Source organism: Vibrio kanaloae (assembly GCF_024347535.1).
GTDB lineage: Bacteria > Pseudomonadota > Gammaproteobacteria > Enterobacterales > Vibrionaceae > Vibrio > Vibrio kanaloae.
The window spans coordinates 2,705,176-2,727,159 of record NZ_AP025497.1 but is presented as its reverse complement, the minus strand read 5'-3'; the positions used below and the strand labels follow the sequence as shown (position 1 = coordinate 2,727,159).

The 21,984-nt window shown below is 44.7% G+C and carries 18 protein-coding genes; 7 read left to right on the top strand and 11 right to left on the bottom strand.

Translation table 11 applies throughout. The features are described from left to right. Positions 1–10 precede the first annotated feature (10 nt). From OCV24_RS12270 to lptD, 6 genes are all read right to left on the bottom strand, one after another. Complete coding sequence (locus OCV24_RS12270; protein WP_046224518.1) at positions 11–814, bottom strand: symmetrical bis(5'-nucleosyl)-tetraphosphatase; 804 nt, start codon at positions 812–814, stop codon at positions 11–13. A 157-nt stretch (positions 815–971) separates the two neighbouring features. After that, a complete protein-coding gene (gene apaG / locus OCV24_RS12265) occupies positions 972–1,352 on the bottom strand; it encodes a Co2+/Mg2+ efflux protein ApaG (protein WP_017055972.1) in 381 nt (126 codons plus the stop codon). 96 nt (positions 1,353–1,448) lie between these two features. Beyond that, on the bottom strand, positions 1,449–2,264 hold the full coding sequence (rsmA, locus tag OCV24_RS12260; protein WP_017055973.1) for a 16S rRNA (adenine(1518)-N(6)/adenine(1519)-N(6))-dimethyltransferase RsmA: 816 nt from the start codon (positions 2,262–2,264) through the stop codon (positions 1,449–1,451). Further along, positions 2,261–3,250 (bottom strand): 4-hydroxythreonine-4-phosphate dehydrogenase PdxA, encoded by a 990-nt coding sequence (gene pdxA / locus OCV24_RS12255; protein WP_046224519.1) that lies wholly within the window; start codon positions 3,248–3,250, stop codon positions 2,261–2,263. Before pdxA ends, rsmA begins: the two co-directional genes overlap by 4 nt. After that, the gene (surA, locus tag OCV24_RS12250; RefSeq protein ID WP_017055975.1) at positions 3,240–4,535 is read right to left on the bottom strand and encodes a peptidylprolyl isomerase SurA; all 1,296 of its coding nucleotides are present in this window, start codon (positions 4,533–4,535) and stop codon (positions 3,240–3,242) included. The genes pdxA and surA overlap by 11 nt, the downstream gene beginning before the upstream one ends. A 43-nt stretch (positions 4,536–4,578) precedes the next feature. Beyond that, positions 4,579–6,927, bottom strand: coding sequence for an LPS assembly protein LptD (gene lptD / locus OCV24_RS12245; RefSeq protein ID WP_137008232.1), 2,349 nt, complete (start codon positions 6,925–6,927; stop codon positions 4,579–4,581). Between the two features lie 149 nt (positions 6,928–7,076). Between lptD and djlA the strand changes: the two genes are divergently transcribed. Continuing rightward, positions 7,077–7,931, top strand: coding sequence for a co-chaperone DjlA (djlA, locus tag OCV24_RS12240; protein WP_150878676.1), 855 nt, complete (start codon positions 7,077–7,079; stop codon positions 7,929–7,931). Between the two features lie 57 nt (positions 7,932–7,988). Continuing rightward, positions 7,989–8,534: a DUF924 family protein gene (locus OCV24_RS12235; protein ID WP_150878674.1), complete on the top strand. Its 546-nt coding sequence runs from the start codon at positions 7,989–7,991 to the stop codon at positions 8,532–8,534. Positions 8,535–8,640: 106 nt separating this feature from the next. Here the strand turns inward: OCV24_RS12235 and OCV24_RS12230 are convergent, their stop codons facing one another. The 5 genes from OCV24_RS12230 to leuA all read right to left on the bottom strand — a co-directional run bounded on the left by OCV24_RS12230 (position 8,641) and on the right by leuA (position 14,463). Beyond that, positions 8,641–9,423, bottom strand: coding sequence for a DUF547 domain-containing protein (locus OCV24_RS12230; protein WP_150878672.1), 783 nt, complete (start codon positions 9,421–9,423; stop codon positions 8,641–8,643). Positions 9,424–9,579: 156 nt separating this feature from the next. Further along, positions 9,580–10,182: a 3-isopropylmalate dehydratase small subunit gene (gene leuD / locus OCV24_RS12225; RefSeq protein WP_136998479.1), complete on the bottom strand. Its 603-nt coding sequence runs from the start codon at positions 10,180–10,182 to the stop codon at positions 9,580–9,582. 14 nt (positions 10,183–10,196) lie between these two features. Next, positions 10,197–11,609 (bottom strand): 3-isopropylmalate dehydratase large subunit, encoded by a 1,413-nt coding sequence (gene leuC, locus OCV24_RS12220; protein ID WP_150878670.1) that lies wholly within the window; start codon positions 11,607–11,609, stop codon positions 10,197–10,199. Between the two features lie 118 nt (positions 11,610–11,727). Beyond that, entirely contained in the window at positions 11,728–12,819 is a 1,092-nt protein-coding gene (gene leuB, locus OCV24_RS12215) for a 3-isopropylmalate dehydrogenase (protein WP_060467115.1), read from the bottom strand. A gap of 96 nt (positions 12,820–12,915) precedes the next feature. Further along, entirely contained in the window at positions 12,916–14,463 is a 1,548-nt protein-coding gene (leuA, locus tag OCV24_RS12210; protein ID WP_150878668.1) for a 2-isopropylmalate synthase, read from the bottom strand. Positions 14,464–15,031: 568 nt separating this feature from the next. Here leuA and OCV24_RS12205 point away from each other — a divergent pair. The 5 genes from OCV24_RS12205 (at position 15,032) to OCV24_RS12185 (ending at position 21,976) form a co-directional block, all read left to right on the top strand. Next, on the top strand, positions 15,032–15,691 hold the full coding sequence (locus OCV24_RS12205) for a TetR/AcrR family transcriptional regulator (protein ID WP_029626927.1): 660 nt from the start codon (positions 15,032–15,034) through the stop codon (positions 15,689–15,691). Continuing rightward, positions 15,691–17,028 (top strand): efflux RND transporter periplasmic adaptor subunit, encoded by a 1,338-nt coding sequence (locus OCV24_RS12200; protein ID WP_146442338.1) that lies wholly within the window; start codon positions 15,691–15,693, stop codon positions 17,026–17,028. Before OCV24_RS12205 ends, OCV24_RS12200 begins: the two co-directional genes overlap by 1 nt. Continuing rightward, positions 17,025–20,132, top strand: a complete 3,108-nt coding sequence (locus OCV24_RS12195) for an efflux RND transporter permease subunit (RefSeq protein ID WP_150878666.1) — start codon at positions 17,025–17,027, stop codon at positions 20,130–20,132. The genes OCV24_RS12200 and OCV24_RS12195 overlap by 4 nt, the downstream gene beginning before the upstream one ends. A gap of 210 nt (positions 20,133–20,342) precedes the next feature. Beyond that, the gene (locus OCV24_RS12190) at positions 20,343–20,867 is read left to right on the top strand and encodes a phosphatase PAP2 family protein (protein WP_150878664.1); all 525 of its coding nucleotides are present in this window, start codon (positions 20,343–20,345) and stop codon (positions 20,865–20,867) included. Positions 20,868–20,920: 53 nt separating this feature from the next. Further along, positions 20,921–21,976 (top strand): MJ1255/VC2487 family glycosyltransferase, encoded by a 1,056-nt coding sequence (locus OCV24_RS12185; RefSeq protein WP_046224529.1) that lies wholly within the window; start codon positions 20,921–20,923, stop codon positions 21,974–21,976. The last annotated feature ends 8 nt before the right edge of the window (positions 21,977–21,984 follow it).

The following is a 21,984-nucleotide window of genomic DNA, read 5'->3' as shown; positions in this document are numbered from 1 at the left end:
CTCGTAATTTCTATAGCGCAGCTTGAGTGAAAAACTGTTTGTCCTCCCAACGAAGTGCCGTTAGCTCTCCGCCCCAAACACACCCCGTATCAAGTCCAATAACGTCTTTTCCGTTATAACCTTCAAGTGCTGCCCAGTGGCCAAATAATACGGTTTTATCTAGCTGAACTCTTTGAGGAAGGTCGAACCAAGGGATGTATTCGTGGTCGGCCACCTCTTTTGGAGGAAGCTTGCAGCCCATGTCTAAACGTCCGTCAGGAAAGCAGAAGCGCATGCGTGTAAAACTGTTGATGGCGTATCTATAACGCTCTATATCGCTCAATTCTTTTGACCACAAGTCAGGAGAATTGCTGTACATGTTCTCAATCAACCACTTCCATTTTTTTGAGCGCAATAGTCCTGTGACCTTTTTGTTCTCTTTACGCGCTCGCTTGATTGTCCATTGTGGAGAAATACCAGCATGGGTCATGACAAATTGGTCATGCTCTTGCATTAAAGGCTGTTCTCTAAGCCATTCAAGCAACTCGTCTTTGTCATCAGCATCTAAAATAGGCTGAGTTTGATCTTTCTTCTTTGCTGGAAAAAGACCAAGCGAAACTGCGAGCAGGTGTAAGTCATGATTGCCCAGTACTACCTTCGAGGACTCTCCTAAAGACCGGATAAATCTGAGTGTCTCAAGTGACTTAGGGCCTCTTGCGACCAAGTCACCAGCGACCCACAAAGTATCTTTTTGCTTATCAAATTTGACGGTTTCAAGTAAGAGTTGAAGTTCGTCGAAGCAGCCTTGGATGTCTCCGACAATATAATTCGACAAAGTAATTTCCTATAGATGCTGGTGTATGTTCTTTATACTTGAAGCTGCAGCGTCGTTAACGGCGCAAGTTCACCCTAATCACATAGAAAGAATACCGATGATCATAGATATTCTTTCTTGTTACCTAACAGCAACTCCAATTATTTTTAGTATATAGCTAATTAAGAATGTTGGGGATCGCTAGCCTGAAAGGCTCGACTTCGGCTATAAAATCAATCCCCTTGTGGTCTGTCATAACATAATGACCTTGCATAACGCCTACAGGGGTTTCGATGACGGTACCACTTGTGTAGGTGTATTCGTCGTTGGCTTCAATAACAGGTTGCTGCCCAACGACACCATCACCTTCTATGGTGAGTTGCTTACCGTTAGAGTCGGTAATCAACCAGCGGCGAGACATCAGTTGCACCGTTGTTTTACTGAGGTTTTTTATCGTAATAATGTAGGCGAAGACGTAACGATTCTTCGTTGGCTCAGATTGCTCTGGTATGTATTTAGAGTGAACCTGGCATTTGATACAAGGCGTAGATATATCCATATTCGCACCTTTTATTGTTGGTATGCTGAGGGCGAAAGCCCCTAGAAGTGTTAAATAAAAAACAGGCTCCTTACCGAAGTGTAGGAGCCTTTTTATTTATTTGTCAGCGTTGTGGCTGTCGTACAACCAGTTCGCCATATCGACAAATTGCTCGAGCGTTAAATTCTCAGGGCGCATGCTTGGGTTGATACCTAGCTCTTCAAGCACTTCCTTATCGATTAAGCTCTTGTAGCAGTTACGAACCGTTTTACGGCGTTGGTTGAAGCCTTCACGACAGACTCGCTCTAGCCACTTGAGATCTTTTGCAGGGTAAGGTAGCACTTCGTATGGCTGAAGGCGCACGACTGCAGAATCTACTTTCGGTGGCGGAACGAAGGCTGTTGGCGGTACTTCGAGCACAGGAGTCACTTTACAGTAGTATTGAGCCATGACAGTAAGACGACCGTAAGCTTTGCTGCCTGGCCCCGCTGCTAAACGGTTAACTACTTCTTTTTGAAGCATAAAGTGCATATCTTGTATGTCTTTATGGAATTCAAAAAGATGGAACATCAAGGGGGTAGAGATGTTGTATGGCAAGTTACCAAAGATACGAAGCTTGTTGTTGGGTTTCACGAGTTGTTCGAAGTCGAACTTCATCGCATCGCCTTCATGGATCGTTAACTTATCAGTAAGATCCGGATGGTTGCGCAGACGTTCCGCTAGATCTCTATCTAGCTCAATTACCGTGAACTTGTCGACAAGTTTACCAACTGGCTCTGTAATGGCACCAAGACCTGGGCCGATTTCAACTAAATTCTGACCTGGTAGTGGGTTAATGCCCGATACGATTCCATCAATAATGTATGGGTCGTTAAGGAAGTTTTGACCAAAACGTTTACGCGCTTTGTGCCCTAAGTGGACATCATTTTTCATTGCTTTTTCTCTACTAATTCAATGGCGTGCGTGAGCGCTGTTCTAAAGCTCCCTGTATCGGCTTGGCCTGTTCCTGCCAAGTCTAAGGCAGTACCGTGATCGACTGATGTGCGAATAAATGGTAAGCCAAGTGTGATGTTCACTGAGCGACCAAAGCCTTTGTATTTCAGTACTGGGAGCACTTGGTCGTGATACATACCTAAAACAGCATCTGCATCTTGCAAATATTTTTCATTAAAGATGGTGTCTGCTGGCAATGGGCCAACTAAATTAATACCATCTTTTTGGCGAATTTTTTCTAGCGTAGGAGTAATAGTTTCTATCTCTTCGTGACCTAAACAACCATCTTCGCCCGCGTGCGGGTTCAAACCACACACATAAATAGTTGGTTTCTCTATAGCAAATTTTTCGACCAAATCTTTATTCAGAATCGTAATAACTCGCTCTAATCTGTCTTCGGTCACGGCTTGAGATACATAAGCTAGTGGGATGTGTGTTGTTACTAGTGCAACACGCAGCCCTTCAGTTGCCAACATCATCACCACGAGCGGTGTATTGGACTTCTCTGCAAAAAACTCGGTATGGCCACTAAAAGCAACGCCAGCCCGGTTAATTACACCCTTGTGAACAGGGCCGGTGACAATAGCATCAAATTCATCATTCATACAGCCAATTGCTGCGGTTTCTAAAGTATTTAATACGTAATGGCCGTTGGCCTCGTTGAGTTGACCTGCAATGGTGCTTTCAGATAATGGAACGTGTTTCACAACCAGTGTGCCAGAGCGTTGAGGCTCCTTAGCTGCGGTTGCGTCGTAATCCAGAAACTCTACTTCGATACCGAGGAGCTTAGCTCGCTCCGCAAGTAGTGTCTTATCGGCACAAACCACAAGTTGATGTGGCCAGCTTTCTTGAGACAAGGCCAGAGTTAAATCTGGGCCTATTCCAGCAGGTTCACCCGCGGTAATGACAATACGTTTAGTTGTCATCTTGGTCTTCCTCAACTATTTCAACAAAGGCACTGGCTCTTATTTCTTGTAGCCAAGCGCCTGCTTCTTCATTGAACTTACGGTTAAATAGAATTTGGTAAGCTTTGTTTTTTAAAGCTGAATCGGTACGGTCAACTTCTCGACGGTCGAGTACTTCGACGATGTGCCAGCCATGAACCGTTTTAAATGGTGCACTGATTTTGCCTTCAGGCAATGTTTCTACTTGGTGTTTGAATTCAGGCACGTACAAATCAGGTGTCTGATAGCCTAATTCACCATCTTGAACTGCTGAGCCTGGATCTTGACTGTATTGCTGAGCGAGATCACCAAAGCTAGCTTCACCAGCGTTGACACGACGAGTGATCTCCTCAAGTTGCTCCTTTGCCCCGTCGTCACTTAAGATGACGGTCGGTTTAATCAATATATGGCGCGCATTCACTTCGGTAACGGCAACAGTCTCTAAGCCTTTTACATCTTCAATTTTCAGGATATGGAAACCCACACCGCTGCGGAAAGGACCGATGATGCTGCCTTTATTCTGCATTTTGATTTGGTCTGCAAAAATGGTTGGCATTTCTTCTTTACGCATCCAACCCCAGTCACCGCCTTGCAGTGCTTTAGGACCTTTAGAGTAAGTATAAGCCATGGTGCTGAAATCTTTGCCTGAGTTGAGTGCTTCAACTAGCTCTTTAGCTTGAACTTCTAGCTCTTCTTTTGTTTGCTCGTCATTGAAGCGTAGTTGAATGTGTCCAATTTGGTATTGAACAGTGGCATTGGTCTCTTGCGCTAAGATATCCGTTAGGTTATCCACTTCTGCTGGAAGAATATTGATACGGCGACGAACTAAGGCGTTACGAGCTTCGCTTGCTGCAATCTCTTTTCTTACTTGTTCACGAAATGCATTGTAGCTCAGGCCTTCTTCGGCAACTGACGCGGTAAGTTGTTCTACCGTTTGGTTGTTGTTTTCCGCGATGCCTACAATTGCTTGATCAAGTCGAGCATCATCAATACGAACACCGATACGCTCCGCTTCTTGAGTCTGAATGGTATCGATAATCAGCTTTTCCAGTACTTGCTCATTGAGTACATCTTGTGATGGTAATGTTTGACCGCTTTTCTTAGCGTTTGCGCGCAGTGTCTTCATCGAAGCGTCGATATCGCTTTGTAAGATCACGCCTTCGTTCACGATCACTTTTACGCTGTCGAGTTCAACCGGGGCTGCGTAGCTTGTTGATAAAGTACAAGCCGCTGCGATAGCAATTAATGTGCGTTTCCACAATGTCATGTGTAATCCTTTAAATTTATTGATGTTTTATCAATAAAGAAAATTAGTTGTTTAAGAAGAATGGACGGCCATAGCTCAATGCGTTATCCGAGCTGCTTTCACCGACAGCGCCAGAATCTGAGCCAATGTTGGTACCAAAGCCGACAATACCGAAGTTCACGCTGAAGTTGTTTTCATAAACGGGTGACGCGTTCGATGTGTTGATGTAATCGCCTTCCCAGCTGCGTAATTGGTTGCTGTAGGTAAAGCCAATGTACCAACAATCTGATTTATAATTGATTCGAGCTAACCATTCGAGCTCTTCTTCGGTGGTCAAGTCATAGAAGTATTGAGCGCTTGCGTTCCATTTAGGTGAAATTTGGTAAGCACCGAGTAAACCAGCTTGAGAGATACCATCTTTAGTAATTGAGCCAATATTAAAATCAACGGTGTCTTCAATGTACTCTTTGGTTACATAGCGGTAGTTTGTTTGTATGTAACCGCCAGTAAAGCGATATTCAATAGTACTATTCGCAAGCTGCATTGCAGAGGTATCAATATCGTACTGTACACCACCGTGATAGAACAGGTAATCGTCGTAGTTAAAGTCAACCTCTACCGCCCAAGATGAATAATTGGAATTTTTACTTGAGTCATCATCATTTAAGTTTTGTTTAGTATCTTTATCGATATAAAAGATCTGCCCAAAAGAGATGTTAAGACGTTCTTTATACTCATCATCAAAAAAGCGAGATGAAGCTCCATAACTTACCTGGTTTGCTGAGGCAATACGGTCTACACCACTGTATTTACGGCTTCTGAATAGACCGTAATAATCCGTTTGCAGTAAAGTGGTGTCGTAACGACCAATGTTAGATTGATCTTCTTCCGGGACATAAAGGTATTGGACTTGTGGTTCGAGTGTTTGAGTGTAGTTGTCAACAATCGTGGTATCTCGTTCCAGAACGATACCAGCATGGCTTCTAAATTCAGGGATCACTCGACTTGCTGACTCTTCTAAGCCTTCATAATCAGACCCCGTACCAGTATCAACGCCATCAAGATCTTGTTGGTAGTATGTACCCAGTAATCGCGCTTCTGTTGTCCAAGTTCCCCAGGTATTTCCGACTGGGATAGTAATGCCAGGCTCAACGTGAACACGAGTAGCTGAAGGCTTACCTTTTGCGTCTGTATCGAACAACGAAACATGACTGATTAGATCAAAATCCAGGTACTTCATTACTTCAGGAGCATAATAGTTATACTCGAGTTGTGGCATGAGACGATAAGGCAAGTTATTGGTGGTTGTAAGGACTTGGAAATCTCGGACAAGTACAGAAGCATCCCAATTTTGAGAACGGTAGGTTGCTTTACCTTCTTGAAGCAGTTGCCCATCTTCACGGTTACCAATGCTGCTTGAGTTGACATCGGTAAAGTAATCGATATCACTCACTTTGGAGTAATCGAGTTCAAATAACCAAGATTGTTGGAATATTCCAGAGTGCTCTAATTGAGCCCCCCAACGGTCGCCTTTTTCTTCGTATTTTTTATCATCAGGTAAGTACTCAGACTTGATACTGCCCGAACCAAAGTCGCTCAAATATCTGAATTTACTGTTTAGTTGAGTACCACGCTCTTGCATGTACTTGAATGTGGTTTCCAAATCGTAGTTTGGCGCTAAGTTCCAATACACCGGGATTTCAGCTTCGAAACCATCGCTTGAACCGTACGAAACGGTTGGATACAAGAAGCCGGTTTTACGGGTATCGCCGACTGGTACAGTTAAATACGGTAAGTAAAAAACGGGAACACTTTGGATCTCAAAGCGAGGGTTGTAAAAAGTGGCTTGTTCTTCGTCTTGGTCGACACTGATACTTGAGGCTCTTAGGCGCCAAGCGTTGTCGCCAATAGGGCAAGAGGTGATTGAGCCATCTTCAATTTCATAAACCGCTTTGCCTGTCTTAGATACGTATACAGCATCACCACGACCTGGTTCACAAAGAAATTCGTAATCGGTATTTTCTAATGTCATTTCGTCGGTAGTCAGATTGTTGGTTGCTCTGTCCGATACTGACTTTATTTGACCATCACTAAAGTTTACGTTGCCTTCAGCTACAACGATGTTTTCTTGTTGGTGCAGGGTTACGTTATCAGCAAGGATGGTCTTGTTCCCTTGCGTAACTCTTACGTCACCTGAATATATTGCCTTGTCACCATTGATAGCTTCTAAGCGATCTGACTCAACATGTGCGGGTAGCTGCGTCTCGTTTTCTGCAGCGGGCTCGATCAAGCATTGATCTATAGAGGGCATTTCCTGCACACTACTATCGGTGATTGTTTCAGCTTGAGTTGTCGACACGTATAACGCCGTACTTATAGACGCGGCTAACAAGGTGCGGGAAAAAGATTGCATGAAGTTGAACTATCCTGTGTCACTAGATGAAGGGTTGATCTAGTATCAATCCAATTAATAAAGCATTTTCCTTATGATAAAGGAAATATTAGCATTCAGCATCATCAGACAGCATTACTCAGATAAAATTCATAGATAGAGAACACATAATGCAAATATTTGGCAAAATTTTGGGCGCTTTTTTTGGCTTTTTATTTGGAGGTCCGCTTGGTCTGATTTTTGGCCTATTTTTAGGACACCAGTTCGATAAAGCTCGTCGGTTGAACCAATCGGGTTTTAATAGTTCTGGTTTTGGCCGAGGGCCAAGCCAAGTAGAAAGGCAGAATGAGTTTTTTAAAGCCGCTTTTGCGGTTATGGGGCATGTCGCTAAAGCTAAAGGTCAGGTAACACCTGAAGAAATTCAGTTAGCTTCCACTATGATGGAGCGCATGAATCTGCATGGTGAACAACGTCAAGCCGCGCAAGATGCTTTCCGTGATGGTAAAGAGAGCGACTTTCCGTTAAGTGATGCGCTTGAACGCGTGAAGATTTCATCAGGCGGTCGTTTTGATCTATTGCAATTCTTCTTAGAACTGCAAATTTCAGCAGCGTTTGCTGATGGGATTTTGCATCCAAGCGAGCGTCAGGTTCTCCATAAGATCGCTCAAGGCCTTGGTTTTTCTTCGGAACAACTAGATCGCCGCTTACAGATGCAAGAAGCGGCATTCCGCTTCCAGCAGCAAGGTGGAAGCTTTGGTGGTCAGCAAGGCCACGGACAGTCATCAGGTTGGCAACAGGCTTCGCAACAGAACCAGCTTGGCGATGCATATAAGGTTCTTGGTGTGAGTGAAAGTGCTGACGGTAAAGAGGTGAAGAAAGCCTACCGTAAACTGATGAATGAACATCACCCAGATAAACTGATGGCGAAGGGCTTACCGCCTGAGATGATGAATGTTGCGAAAGAGAAATCGCAAGAAATTCAGAATGCTTATGATCTGATAAAGAAGGTCAAAGGCTTTAAGTAGTTGAACACTAAACCGAGTAATAACAAAGTTACTCGGTTTTTTATTAAAGGGAATTATATGACGGTAACGTATCAGGCTGTTCTAGAGTTTTGGTTCGATGAGTTGACGCCTAAAGATTGGTTTACTGGCGGCGCCGAGATTGACACTTTGATAGAGTCTCGATTTTCTGAATTGCATAAAGCAGCCATTCAAGGCGAGCTATTTGAGTGGCGCCAAACTGCGCAAGGGCGATTGGCTGAGATTATCGTGCTTGATCAGTTTTCTCGAAATATAGGTAGAAACAGCCCGACAGCATTTTCTTCTGATCCGATGGCGTTGGCTCTAGCCCAAGAGGCGGTAGCGGGTGGTTTTGATCACCAGCTGAACGAGCAACAGAAAAGCTTCCTGTATATGCCTTATATGCACAGTGAATCTTTGTTAGTCCATGAACAAGCCGTGGAACTCTTTTCTCAAACGGGATTAGAACATAATCTGGATTTTGAGTTTAAGCACAAGGTTATCATTGAGCGATTTGGTCGCTATCCGCACCGTAATGAAGTGTTAGGGCGAGCTTCGACTCCCGAAGAAATTGAATTCTTGCAGCAACCGGGCTCAAGTTTTTAATCGTAGAAATACGCTCAAAGAATTGAGAAGAGGCTAGTGGTTAATCAAAACCTCTAGCCTCTTTTTTATTTCTCTTTAATGATGAACTTTAGCGTTAGCGTTAGAGCTAGTTTGCTTGGTTGAGTGACCAATCGTACTCATAGCTGATTTTGTTAGTATTCGTGATAGGTTGAGTTCGATATTGTTCTAAGTGCTGAATAAGTTGTTTCTTCGTACCAAAATCCACAGCAAACCATTCGTAAATCGATGATAGTTGAAGCTTATTGTTTGTAACCATCACGCCTTTGTCACTGCTTACAAACTCAGTTGCAGCTTGTTCTAGCAAGGCTTCAGTATTGTTAGAGGTAAAAGCGTCAGGTTGTAAGTTAGGGCAACCTAGGCTGGCACAGTTCACTGCATAATGCGTGCGAGGATCTTGCCAAATCGGTCTTAGGATTCGGTGTTCAATGTCATTGAGTGTCAGTGATTTCCCGTTAACGACTACCACATCATCTCCCCACGGCCCGAAACTAAATAGTCCGCCAAGTTTAGTTATGGATTTGATCGGGTAGGCATCAAGAATCAAATCGACAGTCACGGCGTTATATAGATTAACCCAGTAGGCATACTGCTCCGCTTTTGAATAGTCGAGCGGATTCACCTGTTCGAGTTGCTTGATGTATTGCTTAAGTTTGGTCTTATCGGCAGTGTTCACCGCTTTATATCTAACTAACGTATTTTGCCCCTGTTTAACCAAGTAGCTATCGAGGAATTGCTGCCAATCTTGATGAGATACCTGTTCTAGGTTGGTATCGTCGCTTTGCTTCCAGTATGGCCAAAGATCGGATTTAGGCGCAGACCAAGCTAAGGTTGAAAAAAGTAGGCTGACAATAAAAAGTAGTTGTTTCATGGCATTCTCCTGATGACTGACTACTAAGACCTTAAGGCTTACCATTTTCTTTCATTGCTCTTCATTTAAATAAACATATGAAGTTAAGTTAAAAGCTTAGCCAAATAAAAAAGGTTGGCACTAGGCCAACCTTTAGATTTATTCAGAAACGTCTGATTATTTCAGGAAGTTAGGAATCTTAGCTTCAAACTCAGAGATCTTATCGGCGTGTTGAAGTGTAAGGCCGATATTATCTAAACCATTCAGTAGGCAGTGACGACGGAACTCATCAATTTCAAATGAGTACTCTTTACCATTCGCGCTGACTTTCATTGCTTCTAGATCAACCGTAATTTCTGCACCTTCATTCGCTTCAACGAATTGGAATAGCTCATCCACTTCTTGCTCAGTCAATCGAACTGGCACCATTTGGTTGTTGATCGAGTTACCGTAGAAAATGTCGGCAAAGCTTGGTGCGATCATTACTTGGATACCATAATCGGCAAGCGCCCAAGGTGCGTGTTCACGAGATGAGCCACAACCGAAGTTTTCACGAGCTAGAAGAATTGAAGCGCCTTGGTAGCGAGCTTCGTTCATTACAAACTCAGGGTTTGGTTGTTGGCCTGCGTCATCTAGGAAGCGCCAATCGTGGAACAAGTGTTTACCAAAACCGATGCGGTTTACTTTCTGTAGAAACTGCTTTGGAATGATCGCATCAGTATCGATGTTGGCCGTATCTAGAGGAACGACTAATCCGGTGTGTTGTTGAAAACCTGACATGTTAAATCCTCTAATTAAAGTTCACGAATATCGACAAAGTGACCAGCGATTGCCGCTGCGGCTGCCATTGCTGGGCTAACTAGGTGCGTACGACCATCACGGCCTTGGCGACCTTCAAAGTTACGGTTTGATGTAGAAGCACAGCGCTCTTGTGGACCTAGACGGTCGTTGTTCATAGCAAGACACATAGAACAGCCTGGTAAACGCCATTCAAAGCCTGCTTCGATGAAGATCTTATCTAGGCCTTCAGCTTCAGCTTGTGCTTTAACTTGCTCTGAACCCGGAACGATAAGCGCTTGAACATGTTTCGCTACTTGACGGCCTTTCGCTACCGCTGCTGCTGCACGCATGTCTTCGATACGCGAGTTAGTACAAGAACCCACGAACACTTTATCTACGTTGTAATCAGATAGAGATTTACCGGCTTCAAGGCCCATGTAAGCCAGAGCTTTTTCTGCAGATGCTTTTTCAACAGGGTCAGCGAAGCTTTCTGGTGCAGGGATTGGCGTGTCTACCGAGATAACCTGACCTGGGTTAGTACCCCAAGTAACTTGTGGTTTAATGTCTGCTGCTTCTAATGTAACAACTGCATCGAATTCAGCGTCAGCATCGGTTTTCAATGTGTTCCAGTATTCGATTGCCGCTTCTAAGTCTTCGCCCTCTGGAGAGAATTTACGACCTTTGATGTACTCGTAGGTGATTTCATCCGGTGCTATTAGGCCTGCTTTAGCGCCCAACTCGATAGCCATGTTACACACCGTCATACGACCTTCCATCGTAAGGTCGGTAATCGCCTCACCACAGAATTCCACTACGTAGCCTGTACCGCCAGCGGCTGTTGTCTTGCCGATGATCGCTAACACGATGTCTTTTGCAGTAATGCCCGGAGCAACCTTGCCTTTTACTTCGATCTTCATGGTTTTAGCGCGTGCTTGTTTTAGCGTTTGAGTGGCTAGAACGTGCTCAACTTCTGAAGTACCGATACCGAATGCAAGAGAACCAAATGCACCGTGTGTCGCCGTGTGCGAGTCACCACATACGATGGTCATGCCCGGTAGCGTAATACCCAGTTCAGGGCCCATTACGTGCACAATACCTTGGTATTTGTGGTTTAGGTCGTAAAGCGTGACACCAAACTCTTCACAGTTCTTCGATAGCGTTTCCATTTGGATACGAGCCATCTCGCCAGAAGCGTTGATGTCTTTAGTTTGTGTTGATACGTTGTGATCCATGGTCGCGAAGGTTTTGCCTACTTGGCGAACTTTACGGCCCTTTTCACGTAGACCATCAAAGGCTTGTGGCGATGTTACTTCGTGGACAAGGTGACGATCGATGTAAAGAATGGGAGTTTCGCCTTCTGCTGCTACTGCAACGTGAGCGTCATACACTTTCTCGTATAAGGTTTTTGCTTGCTGGTTTGTCGACATAGCTTTTCTTCCTTGGGAGCATCAGTCCCAGTGTGTGTTTCGAGCCAAGTCATGTGATTTAAGCTGACTTGGCTTGATATTATTCTTATGTACTTGCTTTAATTCTAGAGCGTCTAGCTTATGAAGCTAAGATATACTCTGCAATCTTGTCACCCATTTCAGATGTCGTCAGCGCCTGGTTGCCGCCTGCTAGGTCTGCTGTTAGCTCGCCTGCTGAAAGCGCTTTAGATACCGCAGTTTCTATATCTTGTGCTGCCGCTTCTTCGCCTAGGCTGTAACGAAGCATTAGCGCGGCAGAAAGAATCTGTGCGACTGGGTTCGCGATGTTCTTGCCTGCAATATCTGGAGCGCTGCCACCTGCAGGTTCGTATAGGCCGAAGTTACTTTCGTTCAAGCTTGCAGAAGGAAGCATACCCATAGAACCCGTGATCATTGCGCACTCATCAGAGATAATGTCACCAAAGATGTTTGAACATAGCATTACGTCAAACTGAGATGGGTCTTTGATTAACTGCATGGTCGCGTTGTCGATGTACATATGGTTTAGCGTGACATCTGGGTAATCTTTTGCGATCTCTTCAACCACTTCACGCCATAAGATAGAGCTCTGTAGAACGTTCGCTTTGTCGATTGAGTAAACATTTTTGTTACGTAGACGTGCAGATTCAAACGCAATTTTTGCAATACGTTCGATTTCGTAACGGTGGTAAACCTCTGTATCAAACGCTTTTTCAGTTGCGCCTTCGCCTTCGCGACCTTTAGGTTGGCCGAAGTAGATGCCGCCTGTTAGTTCACGTACAACCACGATGTCAAAACCACGCTCAGAGATATCAGCGCGAAGTGGAGAGAACGACTCTAAGCCCTTGTGGATTTGTGCCGGGCGTAGATTACAGAACAGTTGGAAGTGCTTGCGTAGAGGAAGTAGGGCACCACGCTCTGGTTGATCGTTTGGTGGAAGGTGCTCCCACTTAGGTCCGCCGACAGAACCAAAAAGTACCGCGTCAGATTCTTCACAGCCCGCTACTGTTGCTTCTGGAAGTGGACTGCCGTGATTATCAATCGCAATTCCACCAACATCATACTCTTCGCGAGAAAAGCTAATCGCGTGCTTCTTTTCGATCGCGTCTAGCACTTTATGTGCTTGTTGCATTACTTCTGGGCCAATGCCATCACCAGGTAGTACGGCAATTTTGTATGATTTATCTGTCATGTTAATCCTTTAATTCTTGTTACTGAGCTATGACAGCTCTTTAAAATTTTGTCCCTAAAGCCAATAACATCGGCTCTAGGGCTCTGTTATTGGATATTAAACTGTCGCGATTCTTTGCTGTTTCATTTCTGCAATGGTGTCTGCGCGCTGAATGCTATTAATAACGTGCAGTAGCGCTTGACCAGAAGCCTCAACGATATCGGTTGAAACGCCCGTACCGTGGTACTTACGGCCTTTATAGTTAGCAATAATATCGGCTTGGCCTAAACCATCTTCGCCTTCACCTTTTGCGGTTAGGTCGAATTTGTCTAGCACGATTTCATAACCCGTTAAGCGGTAGATGCATTGGTATAAGGCATCAACAGGGCCGTTACCAACAGCCGCTTCGCATTTCTCTTCATCTCCACATTGCAGTTTGATGCTGGTGGTGGACATAACACTACCAGATTGTACGCTTAGGTAATTCAGTTTATAGAAGTCATCTTCATCACGTAGGTTTGCGAAGTGCATTAGTGCTTCTAGGTCGTAATCGAACACTTGGCCTTTGCGGTCAGCAAGCTTTAAGAAGTCTTCGTACAATGAATCTAGGTTGTACTCATTGTCTTTGTAACCCATAGCGTCCATGTGGCTCTTAACGGCAGCACGGCCACTGCGGCTTGTTAGGTTCAATGCCTTGTTTTTCAAGCCAATGGACTCAGGGGTCATGATCTCATAAGTGTTTTTGTTCTTTAGCATGCCATCTTGGTGAATGCCTGAAGAGTGGCTGAATGCGTTAGCACCAACGATAGCTTTGTTGTCTTGAATTGGCATATGGCAAAGCTGGCTAACCAACTTACTGGTACGGTGAATCTCTTTATGATCCAAACCAGTATGAACACCCAAAAGCTCTTGGCGAGTTTTGATGATCATCGCGACTTCTTCTAAAGAACAGTTACCCGCACGTTCACCAATACCGTTAATCGTGCCTTCAATTTGGCGAGCACCCGCTTGTACCGCCGCAATGGAGTTAGCAACCGACATGCCTAAGTCATCGTGACAGTGCACCGAGATGATGGCTTTATCAATGTTTGGAACTCGGTTGAATAGAGTTTGGATAATACCACCAAACTCATTAGGCACTGTGTAGCCTACCGTGTCTGGAATGTTGATGGTTTTCGCGCCAGCGTTGATGGCGGCTTCCACCATGCGACATAGGTTATCAATTGGGGTGCGCCCTGCATCTTCACAAGAGAATTCAACATCATCGGTATAGTTACGAGCGTGTTTAACGGCTTTTACTGCCATCTCAACAACATCGTCATAGCTACGGCGCAATTTATCTTGTACGTGAACCGTTGAGGTTGAAATGAAGGTATGGATACGGAATTGTTCTGCGACTTTTAGTGCTTCTGCTGCGGCGTCTATATCCTTGGCAACGGCACGAGAAAGCGCACAAATTCGGCTATCTTTGATGTGTTTCGCAATCGTTTGAACCGATTCGAAATCACCGGGAGAAGAAACTGGGAAGCCAGCCTCAATAACGTCCACACCCAGCCTCTCAAGAGCGTAAGCGATCTGTAACTTCTCTTTTACCGTGAGACTTGCTGCAAGAGCTTGCTCGCCGTCACGTAAGGTCGTATCAAAAATTATTACTTGATCGTTCATGGGTGCTTCCTTATATCGACAATAAATCGATTGCTATCCAAATTATTATTAAGAATGATGTTCTTTTAAAAGTGCCAGTTACAAAAAAACCCGCTCAGCGCGGGTTTTAATATTTGTGTAGTTCTTGACCCACAACTTACCCGCGCGATTGGTTCACGATAAGGAGAAGTTTCAGCAGTCGAGAAGAAGAAAAAATCATTACACAAATATCCGTAAATAAACTGTTAACACCATATTTACCGCAATTTATTCTGAGCGTCAAACGAGAAAATCCAATATCAGTGTGCTTTGGTGGTGTTTTTGTTTGGTTTGTGCTGTTTTTTTCTTTCATGTTGGATGTATCGACTGATTGGTGGTTTTGTACTGGCGGGTTAGTTTATCGATTGGCTTATGTATAGGTTAAAACTTTGTAGTAAATCTTTTTGTCGGAACGATTCATCAACTAAATCGAAGGTATGGGCAAATTAATTAATCAATCGATTAAATAGTGAGTAATTAATGTTCTACTACTGTGTTGATTTATCCCTATAATTAATCGTGTGATTAATTAATAGGATAGGTCTCAATGATGGCAGCGCGTAAAGCAGGGCGACCTCAACAAAACCTTGATGTCAGGCAGCTACTCATCGAGCACGCTCGAGATCTGTTCGTTATTCAACCTTACGATAAAGTCTCGACACGTTTAATTGCAGAGCGTGCTGGAGTGAACATTGCGATGATCCGTTACTACTTTGGCAATAAAGCCGGATTGTTTGAAGCGATGCTGCGTGAAACGCTACGTCCGATGCAAATACAGATGCAGAAGTTGGTGGCAGAGAGCAGCCATGAGAATTTTCTTGATTTAATGCGAACTTATTATAAGGAGATGGTTAAGGTGCCTAAGTTTCCTCGCTTGATTGCCCAAGTGATGAATATGCCTCCCTCTGAGGTTCAAAGAGAATTGTTAGAAAAAGTATTTCAAGATGTGGCTAAGCCAGCCCAAGATGTCATCTTTGAAAAGTTAGTCGAGCAGGGCATATTGAAGAAGAACATGGATCCAAAACTGTGTCGCGTTTCGTACATTAGCCTAATGGTATTTCCTTTTATCGCACCGCCACCTTTGTTAGCGATCCACGGTATTGAGCTTAACGAAGCCTTTCTTAATCGTTTAATTGAACACAACATTCAATTGATGACCGAAGGTTTTATCAATGTATCTAGCGCTACTCCCTTGCAGGAATCAAGATAATGAAAATAAGTAAAAAGCTCCTCTTTTTTCCAGCACTAGCGGTTGGTGTTATTGGTTTGGTGGTTGCGATTAATTTTAAGCTTGATCTGCCGACTAAACCCGCGGGAGATAGGGCTCGTTTAGTCGAAACGGTCAGCTTAGAACAACAGATGATCGCGCCGTTGGCGGTGGGCTTTGGCAGAGTGGTGCCTAAGGTTGAATGGAAAGCGATTGCCGAGGTGACAGGGCAAATAGTCTATCGGCATCCAGATCTTGAAAAAGGGCAGGTGATCCCAGAGGGAACGGTCGTACTTAAGGTTGATCCCTTAGATTACGAATTGAAGCTGATACAAGCCGAGGCGGATCTTAAATCAAGCCAGACCTCACTCGCGAAGTTGAATCAAGAAGAAGACAACCTACAACAAACATTAAAGATCGAAAAGAATCGTTTAGTGATCAGTAACAAAGAGCTGCAACGTAAACAGGATCTTCGTAAGAAAGGGCTTACCTCGCAATCGGATGTCGACCTGCAACAACAAAGCGCACTCTCTCAACAGAAGTTGGTGTTAGATATACAGAATCAAATCGCTTTAATGCCAGATGAAAAGCGCGTCGCGGAAGCGGTGATTAAGGTCAATGTATCTAAAGTGAAAGAGGCGCAACGTTCTTTGGATAAAACGACCATCACTTTGCCAAGAGCAATGCGAATCGCTCAGGTTGATATTGAACAAAACCAAGTGGTTAATCTTCAGCAAGAGATGTTTGTTGCTCATGGGATTGACGTTATGGAAGTTGAGGCGCAACTCTCTATTCACGATATGCAAACTTTAGCCTCAAGCTTTACTCAGTTCCCTCGTGATGCAGCAGGCATTCCTAACCCTTACCAAGCACCGATTAAAGCGACGATCCAGATGAACAGTGGCAGCTTGAATCTGAGCTGGCCTGCGAAGGTCGCAAGAATCAGTGAAACCGTTGATGAACACCAAGCCACCGCGGGGATCATTCTTGAAATCAATCAAGATTATTCAGCCTTACAGCCAAGCAGTGCTACTCCGTTGGTGAATGGCATGTTCGTCAAAGCGGAGATTGAAGGTATGGCGAACCTGAGTTGGGTTGTACCTGAGCGTGCTTTGCATGGCGATAAGGTTTACCTGATGAATGACAGCCAGCGTCTGCAAGTGGTGAGTGTTGAAGTGCTTTATCGCAGAGATAACCAAGTGGTTGTGAGTGGCGATCTACAAGCCGGAGATAAATTGATCCTTAACGATGTTCTCCCTGCGATTGAAGGCATGTTATTGAAAGAGTCTCGCTCAAATGATGATGAGCTTTCCGCTGATACTGAGGAGATCGCCTCATGATCAAGTTCTTCTCTAGGCACCCAACGGCAGCCAATTTGTTGATGCTTGGGTTGCTGATCATGGGTTTGGCTTCTTTGTCTACCATCAAGCGTGAAACCTTCCCCGCGTATGATCCACCTTATATTATGGCGGCGATCGTTTACCCCGGCGCTTCGCCACAAGAAGTAGAAGAGAGCTTGTGTGTAAGAATGGAAGACGCGGTCGATGGATTAGCTAACATTGAAGAGACTCAATGTGAGGCGATCGAAGGCAGTGCGCGTTTAATTCTCAAGTTGAATGAGAAAGCAGATATCGGTCGAATGCTGGTGGACGTGCAAACTCAGATCAACTCGATCAATGATTTCCCAACTGAGATTGAATCGCCTGTTGTTCAAGAGCTGGATTGGAACGAACCGGTTGTTGATATCGCTATAACAGCTGAAACGTCATGGCCAGAACTTAAGGCCTACGCGGAAAATCTTAAGCGCACCATGAAGCTTGATTACGATGTCTCATTGGTCGAGGTCAGTGGTTTCTCTGATCATCAATATCGTGTGGAACTGGATACCCAAGCCATTCGTCAGTTAGGTTTGAGTGTTGGAGATATTGCCGATCAAATTGGTCGTCAGAACGTAAAGCTGCCGAGTGGTAACGTTGAAACACCAGATAAAAACTTTCTGATTCGTTTTGATGAAAGACGTATCACTCCGGTTGAATTAGAGAGTATCGTGGTTGGATCGGCGCCGAATGGCTCTGTGATCCGCTTGAGGGATATTGCCAAGATAACCGATCGCTTTGAACTGGATGAACAGAAGGTTTTGTTTGATGGCAAGCCATCTGCACTACTAAAGATCAGCAAGAATAAGGAAGACGATGCGTTGCGAATCAAAGAGAATGTGACGCGATTCGTGGAAGACCAGAGCGCAATTGCCCCTGATGGCGTGACACTGCAAATGACCAATGATCTCTCGTCTGTACTTTGGGATCGACTAACCATGATGGTACGCAATGGCTGGCAAGGTATTGTGCTAGTGTTTGCAACTATGTGGCTGTTCTTCAGTTTACGCTATTCATTCTGGGTGGCGGCTGGATTACCCGTTGCCTTCCTAGGTGGTTTATTCTTAATGGCTAACCTTGGCTTGTCGATCAACATTATGTCGCTGGTCGGCTTGTTGATGGCGATCGGTATTATGATGGATGACGCCATCGTGATCGCCGAATCGATAGCCTCCCATTTAGAGCGGGGACAAAACGTTGATGACGCGGTATACAACGGCGTTAAGAAAGTGCTCCCCGGTGTGTTGTCTTCTTTCCTAACCACAGTCTGTATTTTCGGTAGTTTACTATTTCTTGATGGAGAAATTGGAGCGGTGCTTAAAGCCGTGCCTCAAGTACTTATTTTAGTGCTGTCGTTGAGCTTGATTGAAGCCTTTCTTATTCTGCCAAACCACTTATCTCATTCATTACATAAAGAAAAAAATGACAAGCCAGCGCTGCGCTTCAAAGTGGTGCTGCTAGAGAAATTCGAGAACTTCCGTAATACCACTTTGATGAACATGGTCGAGAAGGTCGTGACCTTCCGCTACGCCTTTATGGGCGGAGTGATAACCTTGTTGCTTCTATCTATCTCGTTGATTGCTGGTGGGGTTGTCAAATTTCAGCCTTTCCCTGAGTTGGATGGCGATATTGCCGAGGCGCGTATCATTCTTCCTCCGGGGGCATCACTGTCTCAAACCGAGAGAGTGGTCGACAAAATAGTCGCGTCTGCTGAGCGTTTGAACAAGCAATGGAGCGAAGAGGTCGAAGAAGGCAACACACTGGTTGAGCACATCACCAGCCAATTTAATGCCAACGCTGATGCCAATGAATCAGGCCCGCACTTAGCCACTGTGCGTTTAGATTTGCGTGGTGCAGAGAGCCGTAACACGGTTATCGATGACTTCATTGATGCATGGCGCGAAGACATTGGTAACTTGGCAGATCCTATCTCGTTAGTGTTCAAGCAACCTACAATGGGGCCGGGCGGTCGTGCTATTGAAATTCGAGCCAAACATGATGACCTGAGTGCGTTGAAATCGGCTTCTTTGGATATTCAGGAATACCTCAATCAGTTCGATGGGGTGCACGGTGTGCTGGATGACATGCGCATGGGTAAAGAAGAGATCTTGGTGAAGCTGCGTCCAGGTGCTGAGACTTACAACGTGAATGGGCAGATGATCGCTTCCCAATTGCGTGCGGCTTTCTTTGGGCAAACGGCGGACGAGATTCAAATCGGTGTTGAGAATATCTCGATTGAAGTGCGTCTTGATAAGGAGCAAGCGGGCGACATACAGCAGCTAGCTAACTTCCCAATCATTACCGCAGATGGTAGTCAGATCCCGCTAGCAACGTTGGCGACATTAGATTTCCAACGTAACTACGTGCGAATCCAACGTATTGATGGGCTGAGAACGATCAGTATCTTCGGTGACATAGATAATAAGAAAGCGAGCTCTTCCGCGATTTTGGCTCAGTTCCAAAAAGAAGAAGCGGCTAAGCTCATTCAAGAATACCCGGGTTTACGTTTTGATTTCGAAGGCGAAGCCAAAGATGCGGCTAAGACGGGCGCTTCGATGGGCAAAGGCTTTTTACTCGGCTTATTCGGTGTGTTTGCGATTCTTAGTTATCAATTCAGGAGCTACCTAGAACCTGTGGTCGTAATGTTGGCAATTCCACTGGCTTTTATTGGTGTCGTTGTGGGTCACTGGTTGTTAGGGCACGCGTTAAGTATGCCAAGCATGATGGGCTTTGTGTCGCTTGCTGGGATCGTGGTCAATGATTCCATCTTGTTGGTGCAATACATTCGCCACCATGTCGATGAGGGTGATAGCGTGCATGACTCGGTTGTTAAAGCCAGCCGCGAGCGGTTCCGTGCGGTATTTTTAACGTCAATGACCACAGCAGCTGGTCTATTACCACTATTGACGGAAACCAGCTTGCAGGCTCAGGTTATTCAGCCTCTGGTGATTTCGATTGTGTTCGGGATATTTGCCTCAACTTTGTTGGTGCTGTTTATGATCCCAGCGGCCTATTCGATATTGGCTGATTTTGGTTTGGTTAAGAAGCACGAGCCCCTTTCGCTATAGAGCTTTGAAGCCAGAAAGTAAGCAATAAATGATAAAGCGGCCTAGAGTCGCTTTATTTTTATGATAGATGAGTAAGCCATCCGATACCGCTGAATCAGCCACATCTCAACCATGGAAAATTTCATTTTAGTTCATTCAAAACGTCACTTAACTGTCATTTGTTGGGCATAACTTGATCCTTAACTGAATAAGGATTGTTAAGGAGATCGTATGCGTACAATCGAACCTATTGTCCGCTGGGATGTGGCATTTTCTATTTTCTGTTTAAAGAGTCGTTATAGCGGACAACATGCAGCACTCAGTAAAGCAGTGTCTCATACTGGAGATGGACACCTTTACGTTTTCATCGCTCTGATTGCATTACTGGCTGATGGCTATACGGGGCGACAGTTTTTAATGGTTGGCTTGGCGGCCTTTGCTATTGAACTGCCTATCTATTGGTTAGCAAAAAATACTCTGAAACGACGCCGACCAGCGGAATTCTCCTCGTTACTTCATTCTCACATTGTGCCGTCAGACAAGTACAGCCTGCCATCAGGGCATGCCGCAGCTGCTTTTGTGATGGCGACCTTAATTGGGCACTTTTATCCAAGTCTATACTTATTTAGCTTGAGCTGGGCTGTCGTGATTGCTGGTTCTCGAGTCTTACTTGGTGTGCACTTTTTAACGGATATATTAATTGGCGCAGCCTTAGGTATTGCTTGTACCAGTCTCGCCATTAACTTCATTTTGTAAGTATTTCGTTGGTAACAACGATGAGTTTGAGTGACCAAGTTAAAGGAAGATTCATGAAAATCTTATATGGCGTACAAGGCACAGGCAATGGTCATATTGCGCGCGCACGAGCAATGGCAGTGGCTTTTCGTCAACATAATATCGATGTTGATTTTCTCTTTTCAGGGCGTGAAGAGAGTCAGTACTTCTCAATGGAAGCGTTTGGAAACTATCAAACTCGACATGGTTTAACTTTTTACAGTGAGCAGGGGAAGGTTAAATACGGCAAGACATTGATGAAAAATAATATCTGGCGATTTCTCAGTGAGACTAACCAGCTCGATCTGACACCGTATGATTTAGTGCTTAACGATTTTGAGCCTGTGACCGCTTGGGCCGCAAAAAGGCAGCGTGTGCCTTGCATAGGAATAAGTCACCAGAATGCGTTCCGTTATGATGTCCCAAAAGAAGGAGGAAACTGGATAGAACACTCCGTGATCCGACATTTCGCACCAACAGAGCACAGCATTGGGCTGCATTGGTATCACTTTGAACAGCCAATATTACCCCCTATCGTTCACACGTTAGCTCGTCATGAAAAAACGATAGATCGACAACACTTCACTTTGGTCTACTTGCCATTTGAGAATCTGGATGCGATCTCTGAATTACTAATGAAATTCATTTCTCACAATTTTGTCTGTTACCACCCGAGCGTAATTGAGCCTAACCGAATCGAAAATATTGAGTTCAAACCACTCAGTCATACAGGCTTCCAACTCGACCTAAATCGCTGTTCTGGTGTGGTAGCCAATGGTGGGTTTGAATTGCCATCTGAGGCTTTAACGTTAGGCAAGAAATTACTCCTTAAACCGCTCGAAGGGCAGTTCGAACAACAGAGCAATGTGGCGACGCTAGAGGCGCTTGGATTGGCTCAAACAATGAGCTTTTTAGACGCCGCTATCTTACGTGGATGGCTCAGCGAAAAGCAGGCTGAAGTGGTTACTTATCCAGATGTCGCAAATGCGCTCGTTGAATGGATATTGGCGGGAGATTGGTCCCATCAAGATGACTTAAGAAAACAACTTTGGGACAAGGTGGACTTCCCTAGTTATGTCTCGCTCACCTAACTCATAAG